General features: G+C 62.3%; 10 protein-coding genes. 9 read left to right on the top strand and 1 reads right to left on the bottom strand.

Annotated elements, in window-relative coordinates:
• Positions 1 to 118 precede the first annotated feature (118 nt).
• The 5 genes from V1288_RS04115 to V1288_RS04095 are packed head-to-tail and all read left to right on the top strand — an operon-like array spanning position 119 to position 6,820.
• A complete protein-coding gene (locus V1288_RS04115) occupies positions 119 to 3,121 on the top strand; it encodes a xanthine dehydrogenase family protein molybdopterin-binding subunit (protein ID WP_334355855.1) in 3,003 nt (1,000 codons plus the stop codon).
• Complete coding sequence (locus tag V1288_RS04110) at positions 3,118 to 3,933, top strand: FAD binding domain-containing protein (RefSeq protein ID WP_334355854.1); 816 nt, start codon at positions 3,118 to 3,120, stop codon at positions 3,931 to 3,933. Before V1288_RS04115 ends, V1288_RS04110 begins: the two co-directional genes overlap by 4 nt.
• On the top strand, positions 3,930 to 4,448 hold the full coding sequence (locus V1288_RS04105) for a (2Fe-2S)-binding protein (RefSeq protein WP_334355853.1): 519 nt from the start codon (positions 3,930 to 3,932) through the stop codon (positions 4,446 to 4,448). Before V1288_RS04110 ends, V1288_RS04105 begins: the two co-directional genes overlap by 4 nt.
• Positions 4,441 to 5,985, top strand: coding sequence for an AMP-binding protein (locus V1288_RS04100; RefSeq protein ID WP_334355852.1), 1,545 nt, complete (start codon positions 4,441 to 4,443; stop codon positions 5,983 to 5,985). Before V1288_RS04105 ends, V1288_RS04100 begins: the two co-directional genes overlap by 8 nt.
• Before the next feature lie 28 nt (positions 5,986 to 6,013).
• Entirely contained in the window at positions 6,014 to 6,820 is an 807-nt protein-coding gene (locus V1288_RS04095; protein WP_334355851.1) for an enoyl-CoA hydratase/isomerase family protein, read from the top strand.
• Between the two features lie 409 nt (positions 6,821 to 7,229).
• On the opposite strand, the gene V1288_RS04090 is transcribed toward V1288_RS04095, so the two are convergent.
• Complete coding sequence (locus V1288_RS04090) at positions 7,230 to 7,901, bottom strand: DUF1007 family protein (protein WP_334355850.1); 672 nt, start codon at positions 7,899 to 7,901, stop codon at positions 7,230 to 7,232.
• 169 nt (positions 7,902 to 8,070) lie between these two features.
• On the opposite strand from V1288_RS04090, the gene V1288_RS04085 reads away from it, so the two are divergent.
• From V1288_RS04085 to V1288_RS04070, 4 genes are read left to right on the top strand one after another with little or no spacing between them, the layout of a single operon-like run.
• Entirely contained in the window at positions 8,071 to 10,404 is a 2,334-nt protein-coding gene (locus V1288_RS04085) for a TonB-dependent receptor family protein (protein WP_334355849.1), read from the top strand.
• 10 nt (positions 10,405 to 10,414) lie between these two features.
• Complete coding sequence (cobN, locus tag V1288_RS04080; RefSeq protein ID WP_334355848.1) at positions 10,415 to 14,323, top strand: cobaltochelatase subunit CobN; 3,909 nt, start codon at positions 10,415 to 10,417, stop codon at positions 14,321 to 14,323.
• Entirely contained in the window at positions 14,323 to 14,799 is a 477-nt protein-coding gene (locus V1288_RS04075; RefSeq protein ID WP_334355847.1) for a MotA/TolQ/ExbB proton channel family protein, read from the top strand. The genes cobN and V1288_RS04075 overlap by 1 nt, the downstream gene beginning before the upstream one ends.
• Entirely contained in the window at positions 14,799 to 15,122 is a 324-nt protein-coding gene (locus V1288_RS04070; RefSeq protein WP_247831473.1) for a DUF2149 domain-containing protein, read from the top strand. Before V1288_RS04075 ends, V1288_RS04070 begins: the two co-directional genes overlap by 1 nt.
• The last annotated feature ends 852 nt before the right edge of the window (positions 15,123 to 15,974 follow it).

The following is a 15,974-nucleotide window of genomic DNA, read 5'->3' as shown; positions in this document are numbered from 1 at the left end:
CTTGCAAATGAGACGATTTGGTAAGTGGTGAGAGCTGACGGTATGGCCCGGCGGGCCGGCGTTCTTACATCTGCTCCACATGGCGTCGCAGAGCGCGCGATCGGGAGGAATGTCGGAAATGGCGCATGCTGCGGCTCGATCCGCATCTGTCGACATGGAAGGCCGGCCTTGGGTCGGCCGCTCGATCGAACGCGTCGAGGATGCCGCGCTGCTGAGCGGTCGCGGCCGCTTCATCGATGATCTCGGCGTTCAACCGGGCACGCTTCACGCGGCGATCCTGCGTTCGCCGCATGCCCATGCCGATATCCTTGCAATCGATACCGAAGCGGCAAAGCTGCTGCCGGGAGTTGCGGCAGTCCTCACGGGCGAGCAGGTCAAGGCCGTCACATCGAGTCTTGTCGTGGGAGTGAAAGCGCCCGTCGAGTGCTGGCCGATCGCGGTCAATCGCGTACGCTATGTCGGCGAGCCGGTGGCGGTGGTCGTGGCGACGGACCGCGCCCGAGCCGAAGACGCAGCCGAGCTGATTGCCGTAGAGTATCGCCCACGAGCCGCCGTCGTCGATCCGCTCGGCGCACTTGCGCCGGAGGCTCCCCTCCTGCACGACGGCTTTCCGGAAAATCTCGCAAGCGATCGCACGTTCCGCTACGGAAATCCCGAGCATGCCTTTGCGAACGCGCCGCACCGTTTCTCGATCGATATCAGATATCCCCGCAACTCCTGTACGCCGATCGAGACCTACGGCGTCATCGCCTCGCATGATGCTGCGGAGGATGCCTTCGAGATCCTGGCCAATTTCCAGGGTCCGTTCAGCATCCATACCGTGATTGCGCGCGCCCTCAAGGTGCCGGGTAATAGGTTGCGGCTGCGCACGCCTCCGGACTCCGGCGGCAGTTTCGGCGTCAAGCAGGGGGTCTTTTCGTACATCGTGCTGATCGCAGCAGCAGCTCGCGTCGCAGGCCGACCGGTCAAGTGGATCGAGGACCGGCTCGAGCACCTCGCCGCATCCGTATCCGCGACCAACCGGGCCACGACCTTGTCGGCGGCCGTTGCCGCAGATGGCAAAATTCTCGCGCTCGATTGGAACCAGGTCGAGGATTGCGGCGCGCATTTGCGTGCACCCGAGCCGGCAACCCTCTACCGCATGCACGGCAACATGACGGGCGCGTACGACATCCGCCACGTCAGGATCCGCAATCGTGTCGTCGTCACCAACAAGACGCCAACCGGCCTCAATCGCGGCTTTGGCGGACCGCAGGTCTACTTTGCGCTGGAGCGGCTGGTGCAACGCATCGCCATCGGCCTCCGCCTCGACCCGCTCGAAATCATCAGGCGCAATCTCATCGATGCGAATGCCTTTCCCTATCGCACCGCGACCGGCGCGTTGCTGGATTCCGGCAATTACCGGGAAGCGGTCATGAGAGCGGCCGAGGAGGGCAAGCTTGCCGAACTCAAGGCGCGCCGCGAGCAGGCGCGTGCGCAGGGGCGTCTGTATGGCATCGGTCTTGCCGCGGTTGTCGAGCCCAGTGTGTCCAACATGGGCTATATCACGACCGTGCTGTCGGCGGCCGAGCGCCGCAAGGCAGGGTCGAAGAACGGCGCGCAGGCCACCGCGACCGTCGGCCTAGATCCCGTCGGCAGCGTCACGGTTCACGTGGCCTCCGTGCCGCAGGGGCAGGGCCATCGCACCGTGCTCTCGCAGGTCGTCGCCGACGTCTTCGGCCTCGAGCCGAAAGATGTCCGGGTCAATACCGAGATCGACACCGCCAAGGACGCCTGGTCAATCGCGTCCGGCAATTATGCCAGCCGTTTCGCCGCAGCGGTAGCCGGCACCGCCAAGCTGGCGGCCCAACGCGTGGCCGACCGTCTCGCCCGCATCGCCGCCAGCCAGTTGAATGTCGAACCGGCGGATATCGTATTCGCCAAAGGGTTCGTCGCGTCCCGGCATAATCCGGAAAACCGGATTGCATTCTCACGCGTGGCCGCGCTCGGCCATTGGTCGCCGGGCTCCCTTCCGGACGACGCCGGTCAGACCATTCGCGAGACCGTGTTCTGGACGCCCACGGAACTGACGCCGCCTGACGATGAGGATCGCATCAACTCCTCGCTCTGCCACGGCTTCATCTTCGATTTCTGCGGCGTGGAGATCGATCGCACCACCCTTGAAACACGCGTCGATCGCTACGTGACCATGCATGATTGCGGCACGATCCTGCATCCCGGCATGGTGAACGGGCAGATCCACGGCGGCTTCGCGCAGGCCTTGGGCGCTGCGCTCTACGAGGAATATGCCTACGGCGATGATGGAAGCTTCCTGACGGGAACGCTGGCCGACTATCTGCTGCCGACCACTACCGAGGTGCCGGAGCCGCAGATAATCCACATGGAGACGCCGTCGCCCTTCACACCGCTCGGAGCGAAGGGCGTCGGCGAAGGCAATTGCATGTCGACGCCGGTCTGCATCGCCAATGCGGTGGCGGATGCGCTTGGGCTCGCCGATGTCACGCTGCCGCTGGTGCCGGCACGGCTCGCGGACCTCGTGCGCGGCGCCGAACCACCGCCTCCAGCGGGCCGCTCGATCGCCGCGCCGGCCCGGGAAGGAGACCGGCGGCTTCGCGGTGCGGGGCAAGCCGCCGTGAAGGGAGCGCCGGAGCAGGTCTGGACCATGCTGCTCGATCCAGCAACGCTGCAATCCGTCATTCCGGGTTGCCAGCACGTCGACCAGATTTCCGAGACACACTTCCGCGCCGACGTGACGCTCGGCATCGGCCCTGTCACCGGGCGCTATCGCGCCGACGTCGATCTGTTCGATCTCGACCCGCCGCGCGCAGTCACGCTGCGCGGACGTGCCGACGGCGCGCTCGGTTTCGGCAGTGCCGAGGGACGCATCACGCTCGAGGGCGACGGCAGGGGCGGCACGCGGCTGACCTATAGCTATGACGCTGCCATCGGCGGAAAGGTCGCGAGCATCGGTGGCCGTCTGCTGGACGGCGCTACGCGGGTGATCATCGCGCAGTTCTTCATGGCGCTCGCCCGCAAGGCCGGCGGTGGCGGGGCCGCGGGCGGCTTCTCGCTCTTCGCATTGCTTGCAAGGCTTGCGGGCCTCTTCGGAGGGCGCCGATGAAGCCTGCCGCGTTCGACTATGTCCGCGCCGAAACCGCCGGCGAAGTCCTCGAGGGGCTCGCGCAGGAAGGCGGCAATGCGCGCGTGCTCGCCGGCGGCCAGTCGCTGATGGCGATGCTCAACATGCGTCTCGCCAAGCCAAAGCTGCTGATCGACATCATGCGCCTGAAGGAGCTCCGTCATATCGAGCAGAAGGCGGGCGCCGTCGTCGTCGGCGCCGCGGTGCGCCAGGCCGAGCTGCTGGCTTGGCCTGCTCTCGCCGAGGCCCTGCCACTCGTGGCGCTCGCGCTGCCATGGGTCGGGCACGCGCAGACCCGCAGTCGCGGCACGATCTGCGGCTCGCTCGCGCATGCCGATCCCAGCGCCGAGATGCCGCTCGCGTTGGTCGCGCTCGGCGGCGAGGTGCATCTGCGCAGCGCGAAGCGGCGGCGGCGCGTGGCGGCAAAGGACTTTTTCGCCGGCATGATGCTGACCGCGCGCGCAGATGACGAACTGATCGAAGGCATATCTCTTCCAATCATCCGCAAAGCGCGCTTTGCGTTCCGCGAGGTTGCGCGACGGCACGGCGATTTCGCCATCGTCGCCTGCGCGGCGATGGCGACGCCGGCCGGGATTCGCTTCACCGTGGGCGGCATCGCCGACGTTCCGACCGCGCGCGACTGGCCGCGACTTGAAGGCAGCGCGCTCGATGACGCCTTGAACGGATTTGCCTATGAACTCGATGCACGCGATGACGTCCACGCGACCGCGCGCTACCGCCGCGACCTCGTGCGGATGATCGGCCGCGATCTGATCGGCGAGGTGCTGCAATGACCCGCCTCGGCGCCAACGGCCGCCATCCCGTTCGGCTCGCGCTGAACGGCAAGCCGGTCGAAGCGGAAGCGGAGCCGCGCATGCTGCTCTCCGACTTCCTGCGCCATCAGCTCGGTGCGACAGGCACTCATGTCGGCTGCGAGCACGGCGTCTGCGGCGCCTGTACCGTCGTTGTCGACGGCATGCTCACGCGCGCCTGTCTCACGCTCGCGGTGCAGGTCGATGGTTGCGATATCAGGACGGTCGAAGGGCTCGCGCCCTCGCCGGACCGGCTCGGCGCGCTACAAAGCGCCTTTCGGCGCAACCATGCGCTCCAGTGCGGCTTCTGCACTGCCGGAATCCTGATGTCGCTCGACCACTATCTGAGCCGGCAGCCGGCGCCGACCGAGGACGGGATCCGCGATCTCCTGAGTGGCCATCTGTGCCGTTGCACCGGCTACACCCCGATCATTCAGTCGGCGCTGGAAGCGGCCGCCGAGCTTGCCACCGCCACGGAAGAGACCTCAGATGCTTGATCTCGGCAGCAGCTTCGTTGCCAGTGCGTCGCGCGATCCCAACGCCATTGCGCTGGTTGATGGCGATCTCCGCCTCACTTATCGGCAATGGTTCGAGAAGATCTCGGCGCTGGTGGGATCGTTCGACCAACTCGGCCTGAAGCCGGGAGATCACGTCATCACCCTGTTGCAGAACCGCTGGGAGGCGGCCACGCTGCACTGGGCCTGCCAGTTCGCAGGGATCGTCATCACGCCGATCAACTGGCGCGCCAAGGCCGACGAGCTGGATTTCTGCATCGAGAATTCCGAGGCCTGCGCCATCTTCTATCAGGACGTCTCCGCGGAGGCCGTGAGGGAGTCGTCGCGCGCCGGCCAATTGCGGCGCGTCCGAGTCGATCCGGGAGCAGGCGAGGCGATCCGCTTTGCCGAGATGATCGAGGGCAGCGCGCCTGACGCCGAGCCGCGCGTGGGCGCCGACGCCTGGTCGATCATGCTCTACACGTCGGGCACGACCTCGCGGCCGAAGGGCGTGCCGCGGCGGCATCGCGCCGAACGGGCTGCGGCGATCGCCCATGTCGCGCAAAACCTCTATGGTCGCTGCGAGCGCACCCTCGGCGTGATGCCGCTCTACCACACCATGGGCGTTCGCTCCCTGCTCGCGATGTCCCTGATCGGCGGCACCTTCGTCTGCCTGCCGCGCTATGACAGCCGCCAGGCGCTGGCGCTGATCGAAAGGGAGAAGATCAGCAACCTCTATCTGGTGCCGACGCTGTACCACGATCTCGTCCACCACGAGGCGTTTTCCGCGACCGACGTGTCGAGCGTACGCAAACTCGGCTTCGCCGGCGCGTCCATGACCGATGGACTGTTGAAGAAGCTGAACGACGCGTTCAGGCCGGAACTGTTCGTCAATCACTATGGCAGCTCGGAGATCTACACCTTTACGATCGACCAGAATGCCGCGACGAAACCAGGCTCAGCGGGCAAGGCTGGCATCAACCAGCATGTCAGGGTGGTGCGGGTCGGCGCGCGCTCGATCGCGGAGCTTGCCGCGGTCGGCGAGGAGGGCGAGATCATCGCATTGCTTGCCGGCGATGAGGCGTTCGAAGGTTACTGGCGGCGGCCCGAAGCGGATGCCAAGGCGCTGCGCGAGGGCTGGTATTTCACCGGCGATACCGGCTTTGTCGATCCGGATGGCGATCTCTACGTCACGGGCCGTGTCGACGACATGATCATTACGGGCGGCGAGAACGTCTCTCCGGTCGAGATCGAAAGCTGTCTGTCGCTGCATCCCGCCGTGTCCGAGGTCGCGGTGGTCGGCATTGCCGACGAGAAATGGGGCAAGATCGTCGCCGCCTTCGTCAAGCGCAACAAGCTCGTATCCGAGGTGGAGCTGGAGCAGTTCTGCCGCACCTCGGGGCTCGCCAATTTCAAGCGGCCGCGACGCTACGTCTTCGTCGACGCTATCCCGAAATCGCCGGTCGGCAAGCTGCTGCGGCGACTGCTCGTGGCCGGGGATTACGAGACCGAGCGCCAGCCACCGCCGGACGCCGCCTGACCTTAAGCATCAACAGAAGGAAGCACAGATGCCGTCACCCTACACATTTGCCGATCCTCGCCTTGCCAAGCTGGACGGGTTCAAGGTCGAAATTGACGAGGCGCATGAACGCGCCGACATCGTCCTCGGCCGACCGCCCTACAACATCGTGGCGATGCCGCAGCGCGACCAACTCCGGCTGACGTTCGAAACGCTCGACGAGGATCCGCGCGTTCGCATCATCGTGGTGCGGTCGGAAGGAGAGCATTTCTCCAGCGGCGGCAATATTGGTGGTTTCATGGAGGCAAGTCCCGAACATGTCTCGAAGCTTGCCTGGAACATCGCCGCGCCGGCACGCTGCGCCAAGCCGGTGATCGTCGCCAACCGTGGCTATTGTTTCGGCGTCGGTTTTGAGCTCTCGCTCGCGTGTGATTTTCGGATCGCGTCCGAAACCACGCAGTACGCGCTGCCGGAACAGAAGCTCGGACAGATCCCGGGATCAGGCGGCTCGGCACGGTTGCAGAAGATGGTCGGCATCACCCGCACCAAGGACATCGTCATGCGTTCCAAGCGCATCTCGGCGAAGCAAGCGCTGGAGTGGGGCATCGTGACGGAATGCGTGCCGGATGCGGAATTGGAGAAGGCGACCGACAGGCTGGTGGACGAGCTTCGCACGTTCTCGCCGCTCGCGCAGCGAACGGCCAAGAAGCTCCTGAACGATACCGAGGACTCGACGCTCGCGATCGCGATCGAACTCGAGGGCCACTGCTACAGCCGCCTGCGCCAGTCGGATGATTTCAAGGAAGGCGTCGAGGCCTTCAATGCCAAGCGGCCGCCGAAGTTCGGTGGCCGCTGACACGCGAGGCAGTAACCGCCGCGGTTCGGCAATTGAGCGAGCCGCGGCAATAGTCAAAGCGGGGAGGGTGGGTCATGGCTGAGATTGACGCGCCGATTTGCGATGACGGAGACGTCGGCAGATAACCAAAGGACGGTGCCCGCGCGATGCGGGTGGCGCGGGCGCTACGGAACGGTTTGGATCACGACCACAACAAGCTCTTCAGATAGCTCCTCCATTTTATCCCTCCCAATCCACAAATTTGGCGGCGGAGCTGCAGGGCCGTTTGCGCCGATCGGTTCGATCAAAGCTCGCCTAGCGATGTCAAACGGTGACATTGACTTTCTCCATCGCTGACCCGGAAATGGATCAACTGAATTTAAGGGTGTGCCCGCCTATCGGCGCGTCCCGACTCTCGCAAGACAAATACTCAGCACTGAATCGTAATCTTGTTGGCGAATTGCTCACCCCAGTTGCTCGATGCCGTAAGCGAATTGAAGAATGCCTCGCTGAGGGTCGATGTCGACGGTCCCGCGGGCGGCTTGCGAATGTTGAGTTTACAGGCGGCCGGCGCGCCGATGAGCTTCATCGCATTGCGCTCGCTGAGGGTGAAATCGACAAAGCCGACGGGATCGTAGAATTCAAGGCTGAGCGTTTGCGCGCTTACCGGTGTCTTCAATGGAAGGGTGAAGTTCAGCGTCAGCAGGCCGTCGTTGTAATCCAGCCAGTAGTTGGTTGGCTTTTGAAGCAAGACGCGCTTGGACGACGAGCACACGAAAGTGAAGTAACGGTACTCCTGCAAAGACTCTACATTTACTTGGGCAAGGCCGGCGAGATCCTCCCGAGAAAACTCTCCCTTCTTGCGCTTATCGAGGCCTTGCACTGCGAAGGTCGAGAACATCTCGTCGAAGGTCCACCGGTGGCGGATCTCCGTTACCGTGCCGTCTTCCGCGTAAACGATCTCGCTTTGCATCGTCACCCATACGTGCGGGTGCGCGTCGGCAGGATCGACCAGAGCGAGCAATACTGCCGTGCCCGCAATGAGGCTCTTTCTCAGTCGGCGCACGTACCGCGCGATGCTTCTTAAACCTTCATAGCCCATCGTCCACTCCCTCATACGTTGACCTTGACATCATTGTCCGATACGGAGACGTTATGTTATAACATTACGTAGTTGGGGACTGATCGTGAAGTTGTGGGGCGATTTGAGGGGGAGTCGGTCAAAAAACGGGCGGGCGGGTCGATTTAGTGCGGGTTTGGTTGCACATTTGGTGGGTTTTGGTGCCGGTTCCATTCAGGCACAAGAGGCGGCCGCTCCCCCCGCAAATCCTGTTCTTCTTGAGACGATCACCGTACAGGCGCCCGCGCAGCGTCCCGCGCCCCGAACGACTGCGGCTCGCAGTCGCCCCGCCGGCCGCGTGGCTGGCTCCGCACTGCCAATTCCGCGGGGCGAGATCCCGAACAATCCGGCGCCTTTCGAAGCCCAGCGCGAGCGTTTCCTGCGCAGGCCGGGCGCCGAGGCGGTGGTTTCCGTTACACAACAGGACCCGGGCAATCAGGCGAACATTCGCGAAGCGCTCGAGCAAACGCCTGGAGTCTACGTCACCGACAAAGGCGAAAACGGGCAGGGCACGATTTCGATGCGTGGCAGTGACTCGTCGCAAACGGGGCCGCGCAGCGGTCGCGGCGTGCGCGCCTTCATCGACGGGGTACCGCTAGGCCGCATCGAAAGCGGCAATACACCGTCGATCTTCGATCTCAAGGCGGTGGATTACATCGAGGTCTATCGTGGCGCGAACAGCCTGCGCTATGGCGCGCTCGCCACCGGCGGCGCTATCAATCTCGTCTCCAAGACGGGCCTCACTGCGCCAGGTGCAGCGATCTCCGGCGCGTTCGGAAGCTACGGAAATCTGCAGGGTCAGCTCGAATACGGCGGAGCCAAGGACAATTTCGACTACTATCTTCAGACGAACGCCTATCACAACAAGGGGTACGAATACTTTTCGCAGAATGATACGAAGCGCTTCAGCGGCAATGTCGGCTGGCGTCCGAACGACATCGTCGACAGCCGCACTTATGTTGCGATCGGAAGCAACAAGCAGGAATTGCCGACCAGTATTCCACTCAATCAACTCCCGATCTATCGCCGAAGCGGATATGACCCTGGCAACACGTCGTTCCCCTATAATTTGCGTGCCGATTTTGACTACGCCCGTATCGTAAACAAGACCTTGTTCCGGCTAGGATCGACGTCGATCGAGATCTCGCCGTATTACATTGCAACAGCCTTCGATCATCTACCGTCGCCGCGCGCCGGCATCGTCGATGTGGCGTGGAAGGATCATGGCGTCTCCTTCCGCATGGAACAGAAGGGGGAAATCGCTGGCAAGCCGCTGGAGTTGGTCGCCGGCTACCGCCCGACTTATGAGACCGCCCGATATCGGGACTTCCAGTGGGTGCCCGGATCGTCGGGCAATCAGAAGGCCGCGCTCGTCTACAACGACGCCTTCACGTCATGGCTGCACGAAAGTTACGCGGAAGCAGCACTCGAAGTCTTGCCGCGCGTGCACCTCTTCACCGGTTTGCAGGCCTTCTGGACCAATCGCACGCTGAAAGACGAGTACAGCGGTCCCGTCATCGCCGGTGGCCTGTTTGGCCCGGGCAGTTCGACTGGCCGCCGCAACTACGATCGCGAATTTGAGGCCGTCAATCCGAAGTTTGGCGCAAACTGGGAGTACCTCTCCAACCATTTCCTTTACGGCAATATCTCGCGCAGCACCGAGGTGCCTAACAGCGGTGACATCTTCTCGCTGCTCGGCATCGAGCAGACCGTGAACGGATTCAGCAATCCGAACGTGCAACTCGCCCTGACGGATCGGCTTCGCATGCAGAAAGCGTGGACGACGGAGGTCGGTGTGCGCGGCGGGTGGGACCGCTTCAATTACGATGTAACACTCTATCACATGCAGCTACGCGACGAGATTCTGTCGCAATGCGCGCTTGGCCTCATCCCGCTTTCCCGCCTGACCCCCGGCCAGCGAGCGCAAGTGAACGGACAATACTCTTGCGGCCTCTCGGGAAGTCAGGCGGCCTTCAACGCCGACCGCACCATCCACGACGGGATCGAGACGGCTTTCCGCACCCGCCCGTTCGTGGATGTCTTCAATCCCGGCGACCACGTCTTCCTGAATGCCGTCTACAACTTCAACCACTTCCGTTTCGACAATGATGCACTGTTCGGGAGCAGCACGCTTCCTGTCATTCCGAAGCATCAGGCCTTTGGCGAATTAGGCTACCGTCACCCCTCCGGATTCTATGTATCGGGCAACATCCGCTACATCGGCGAGCGCTACACCACCTTCGACAATTCGGGCGGCAATGCCTTCGTCGTGCCGGCTTATGCGCTCTATGGCGCGAAGCTGGGATGGAAAGCGCCCGATAATTCGCTCACGCTATGGTTCGAGGCACGGAATCTCACCGATGTCGCCTATGTGGGCGACTTTACTCCGAGCTTGCGGGCAGCAGACATCGCCGCCGGCACACCGTCAGTTTATCCGGGCACCGGTCGCGCCTTCTACGCAGGCTTCACCAAGCGTTTCTATTGAGGGTATTCCCGTGGGACGCCATTTCGCTTCAGCGTTGCTCCTGACCTTTGTCCTCGTAGCCGGGGCGGGAGAGGCCTTTTCGCAGGATGTACGCCCGAACGCTTCAACACGCACGAACGTGGTGCGAATCATCACCGATGACTTTGTGCTTCCTGGAAAGCTCGACAAGCTGGCGGGTTTCGCGGGGGCGCAGGGACTGGCGCTGGAAAGTGTCTTTGTCGCCCGCACACCGGGCTCGCCCGCCGATTGGATCGGCGGCGCGGGTCTGGTCATTCTCGACACGCCGCGCCCGATGGACCTGGCGCGCGTCCAGGAAAGCGTCGGCTCAGCATTGAAAGACACGGCGGTACCGTGGATACGGATCGGTGGAGGACCTCCGGCCTTCGGCAATCTCCCCCCGCTGATCGCGCGTCGCCTGATGGCCCATTACAGCCACGGCGGGGAGGAAAATCTCAAAGCGCTTTTCGAATTCTGGGCCGCCTTACGCGATAGCCGCGATCCCACGCATATTGCGTCGCCGACCCCTCTTCCTTCGACCGGCATTTATCACCCTGACGCGCCTACGGCCTTTACGTCCGTCGCAGATTACCTGCGTTGGGCAGAAGGCCGGGTCACCAGACCCAAAGGGCATATCGGTATCGCGATCTATCCGGGCCTGATCGCGAATATGGAAACAAAAGTCGTCGACGCGATGATCCGCCAAAGTGAGAATCGCGGATTGCTGCCGATGGCGTTCTGGCTTGAGGCGGCCGACCCGCAAGGGCTGGAAAAGCTGCTCGTCCCCGCCAAGGCCGACGTGCTTGTCATCGCAACCCACATGCAAAACGGCTCAGCGCGCAGCGCGGAATTCCTCAAGCTCGGAATCCCGGTCGTCCAGGTCGTCAACTACCGCGAAGGCGACGCTGACGCGTGGGACCGGGCCGAAAGCGGCATGGCCGCGCCGCTCGCTGCAGCGTTCCTTGCCGTTCCCGAAGGATGGGGTGCGAGCGATCCGCTGGTGGTCGACGCGCTACACAATGGCGAGCCGGCTCCCATTCAAAAGCAGATCGAAGCGCTTCTCGGCAAACTCGAACGACTTGTCGCCCTGCGTCACACGCCGGCTGATCAAAAGAAGCTCGCGGCGATGTTCTGGAACTACCCGCCGGGCGAGAAGAACTTCTCCGCCTCCAACCTCAATATTCCAAGGAGCCTCGAGAAGATGACGGCTGCGCTTGCGAAGGCGGGTTATGCCGTCAAGCCGACAAGTGAGGCCGATTTGATCGAAGCCGGACAAGCCATGCTGGCAGGCTACTACCGGCCCGAGACCCTGGATGCCTTGCGCGGGCGTGGGTTGGCCGGAACGTTGCCCGTTCGAGCCTACCGTTCGTGGCTGGACGCGCTGCCCGCACAGCGGAAGTCAGAGCTCTTGGCAAAATGGGGAGAGCCCGAGCAGCACTCCGCCGTGCGCGATATCGGAGGCGAAAAGCAGTTCGTCATTCCGCGCTTCGAGGTGGGGAAGCTCACCATCATGCCGCAGCCGCCACGCGGCGGAAGGCCAGGGGAAAATTATCACGACACGAAGCAGCCGCCCGATCACGCCTATCTTGCGACGTATCTCTATGTGCGAGAGACGCTGGGCGCGGACGCGCTTATCCATCTCGGTACTCATGGAACGCAGGAATGGACACCCGGGAAAGATCGCGGTCTTTCGGTTCACGATTATCCCATGCTGGCCGTCGGCAACATGCCGGTGATCTATCCCTACATTCAAGACAATGTTGCCGAAGCCATCCAGGCCAAACGCCGCGGCCGCGCCGTCACGGTTAGTCACCAGACGCCGGCCTTCGCGCCCGCTGGCCTCTATAACGAGCTGCGCGACCTGCATACGAAGATCCACGAATTCATGCAACTCGAGAACGGCGCGGTGAAAGAACAGACCGGCGAAGACATCCGAAAGGCCGTCGTCAAACATAACTATCATCGCGACATGGGCTGGGACGAGAAAGCCATCGACGGCGACTTCCCGAAATTCCTGTCGGAACTACACGATCATCTGCACGAATTGGCCCAACACGCCATGCCGCTCGGGCTTCACACCTTCGGTGAGCCGTCTTCGCCGGATGAGCGTCTTTCGACGGTCATGCAGCAACTCGGGCAGCCCTTCTACAAAAAGCTCGGCACGGAGCCTGAAGAGTTCTTCGCCGTCGACTTCAAGGCGCTGCAAGATAGCGCGCCTTACAGGCTCCTCCGCCGCCACCTTCGCGAAGGGGTGCCGGTCGAAACCCTTGCCGACTCGGAACTTGCCGACGCCATCAAACGAGCGGTCGGCCTCGATCTCAATCTTCAGCATCCCGGGGAGATCGAAGGCCTCCTCCTGGCGCTTGGCGGCGGCTTTGTTCCTCCCGGTGCGGGCGGCGATCCAATCCGCAATCCTGATATGGCAAGCGGACGCAACCTGTTTGCCTTCGAGCCTGACAAGGTGCCGACCCGCGTGGCCCACGAAGCCGGGGCGAAAGCCTTGCAGCAGCTAATTGATGCCTATCGCAAGGATCACCAAGGCGAGACACCGCGCAAACTCGCCTTCAGCATGTGGGGCTCCGAGACGATGCGGCATCTCGGCATCGTCGAGAGCCAGATACTTCACGCGCTTGGGCTCAGGCCGGTCTGGAATAGCGGTGGACGCCTGGCGGCGCTCGCCATCATCCCGCGGCAGGAACTCGGACGTCCGCGCATTGACGTCGTGATGCAGATCACCAGCGTCTATCGCGACCAGTTTGACAGCTTCATGCGGAAGCTGGCGGACGCGATCGAACAGCTCGCGCAACTCGACGAGGGCGACAATCCCTTGTTCCAGAACACCCGCGCATCGGCCGAGCGCCTGGTCGCTCAAGGCCAGCCCAGGGAACGGGCGCTTCAACTGGCTAGGCTGCGCATGTTCAGCAACGCCATGGGCGACTACGGCACGGGCCTGCCGGAGGCCGTGTTGAAATCGGCGTCGTGGGAGAAGGATTCAAGCCTCGCCGAAGCGTTCCTCGGCCGCACGCAGTACGCCTACGGCTCGAAGCTCTGGGGCATCCGTGGAGATGGTGAAACCAACTTGTTCGCCGAGCAGCTCAAAGGCGTCCAGGCCGCCGTTCTGTCGCGTTCCTCCAAACTGCACGGCATTCTCTCGACAGACCATCCGTTCGAATTTCTCGGTGGCTTGTCGCTGGCGATCCGGCACCTCGATGGCGCTTCACCGTCGCTCTACATCGCGGACCTTCGCGAAAATACCGCGCGCATCACATCGGCGGCACGTTTGCTCTCCGATGAAACCCGTTCGCGGTATTTCAATCCACACTGGATCTCGACGATACAGAAAGAGGGTTATGCCGGCACTCTGGAAATCCTCAATGCCGTGAACAATCTTTGGGGTTGGCAAGTCGTCGATCCCAATATGGTGCGTGCGGACCAATGGCAAACCGTGCACGACACGTTCATACGCGACATTCGCGATCTCAAGCTCGGAGCTTGGTTTGAACAACACAATCCGACGGCGCAGCTCCAGATCATAGAACGCATGATCGAAGCCATTCGGAAAGGCTATTGGGATGCACCGGAACACACTCGCCGCGAGTTGGTCGCGCGCGTCGACGAGTTGGCCCAAAAGAATGTCCTCATGGGCGAGAAGCTGACAAAAGCCTTCGTCGACCAGATGGGGGCCGGGTTTGGTATCGCGCGCCCGTCACAACAGCCGCCGCCGGCCGCTGCCAAGCAGGCCGAGATCAATCCTCCACAGACCGTGACCGGTCCTGTACTTGAGCCGGTCGTCGCCGGGGCCGGGGAGAGCCGATCATGGTGGCACAGTGCTATGGCGCTTCTCATGATGCTGGCTTGCTTCGGCGCAGGCCTCTACGTGCAATGGCGCCGGAACAGCTTGGCAGCTTTAGGAAATGCCTAATGTCGACGTTTGAATCTGCTCTTTATGAGATCGCGAAGCTCTTCCTCTTTCCCGTTTTAGTCTTGATCGTCAGCGCGCTGCTTTACGCCTTTGTCGCGCTGGGCGCGTTCGTCATGGAAGCGTGGCAACGGTGGCACGGCACTTACCGGTCGCAGCTTGCGGCGCACCAGAGCAAGACGAACGCCGTCAGCGACGATCTCGAAATCTGGATTCTCCGGCGGCTGGAATGGCTGAGCGTGGTGTCCCGAAGTGCGCCCATGCTCGGACTTGTCGCGACCATGATCCCGATGGGGCCAGCATTGCTCGCCCTGACGCGCAGCGATGCGCGCAGCGTCGGCGAGAATTTCGTGGTGGCCTTCTCTGCGGTCATCCTTGCGCTCATCAGCGCCTCCATAGCCTATTTTATCCTGACGGTGCGCCGCCGCTGGCTGCTCGAGGAGTTGCGTGCTTTCGAGCGCGAGAAGGGAGTGTCTTAATGCGTTTCCTTGAAGAGGGCGAAAGCGACGATCCGATCCTCTCGCTGGTCAACCTGATCGACGTCTTTCTCGTCGTCGTGGCGATGCTGATGATTATCATCGTCCGCAATCCGCTCAATCCGTTCTCGAACCAGAGCGTCGTTGTCGTCGAGAACCCTGGCAAGGCCGACATGAAGATAACTGTGAAGGAGGGTCGCGAGCTGACCCGCTACCAAACCAACGGCTCCATCGGCGAGGGCGAGGGCATCCGCGCCGGCATCACCTACCGGCTGCCGGATGGCCGTATGATTTATGTACCGGAAGGTAAGGATGACATGCGTTGAGGCGGAAAACCGGACGTCGGCGTGGCGCTTGCGCGAGCCGGACCGCCCCTGTCCGGAACGAGGCATCCAGCTGGCCACGCATCCGCGGCGCATTGCTCGATAGCTGCCCTTGAACGGGCGTGCGACTGCGATGCCGCCGCTGAAATCGCCGATGCCGCCTTCGAGCGTCTCATACCCATTGATGCGAACAGCCTGAGCCGCGGGGTCAGCGCAAGCTGCGGGGACGACGCGCCCGATTTCCACCATCGCACGAAAGGTGACCGCGGCGACTTCTTGCTCATGGAACACGAACTTCATTAGCGGCTTTTTCACGGCTTGTACCTGGTGAACTCGGCCTTAGGCGGGAGTGGGGACATGCAAGGCGTATGGAAACAGAAGAACACTGAATTGACCCCTCGGTTTTTCGAACTCCAGAATCGGCGAAAAAATCGAGGCGAAATTCGCAAGTTCCTTCAGGAAGATCTGAGATCGAGTCGTTCTCAAAACGAAATCGAGTCGTTCTTAAAGCGGAAATCGAGTCTTTCTCAAAGTGTCCGTACAAGTGTGTGTGGGGACACTTTGAAAACGACTCGGCTAAGTGCTTGAGTTTGCTGATTCCTGCATTTTGAAAACGACTCGATCTTGACCTTAAGAACGACTCGATCAGCGGTGCTTTCGTTTTGAAAACGACTCGATCCTGCAAGTCGTTCGAGACGCTGCGGAATTCGCCCCGTTTTTTGTGTCGGCGGGCGCTCGGTCCGGCAGCTTCGGCTCAGTCGCTGATAGTCCTGGTTCAGGACGAAGTTGAAAGCCGTATTCGCACGATGTTGCCGGCGATCGCTCGATCGAATTCGCTCCGGCTCGCCAGGGTCA

Source organism: Bradyrhizobium sp. AZCC 2176 (genome assembly GCF_036924645.1).
GTDB lineage: Bacteria > Pseudomonadota > Alphaproteobacteria > Rhizobiales > Xanthobacteraceae > Bradyrhizobium.
The sequence above is the reverse complement of the archived record's forward strand: the minus strand, read 5'-3'. Positions and strand labels throughout refer to the sequence as shown.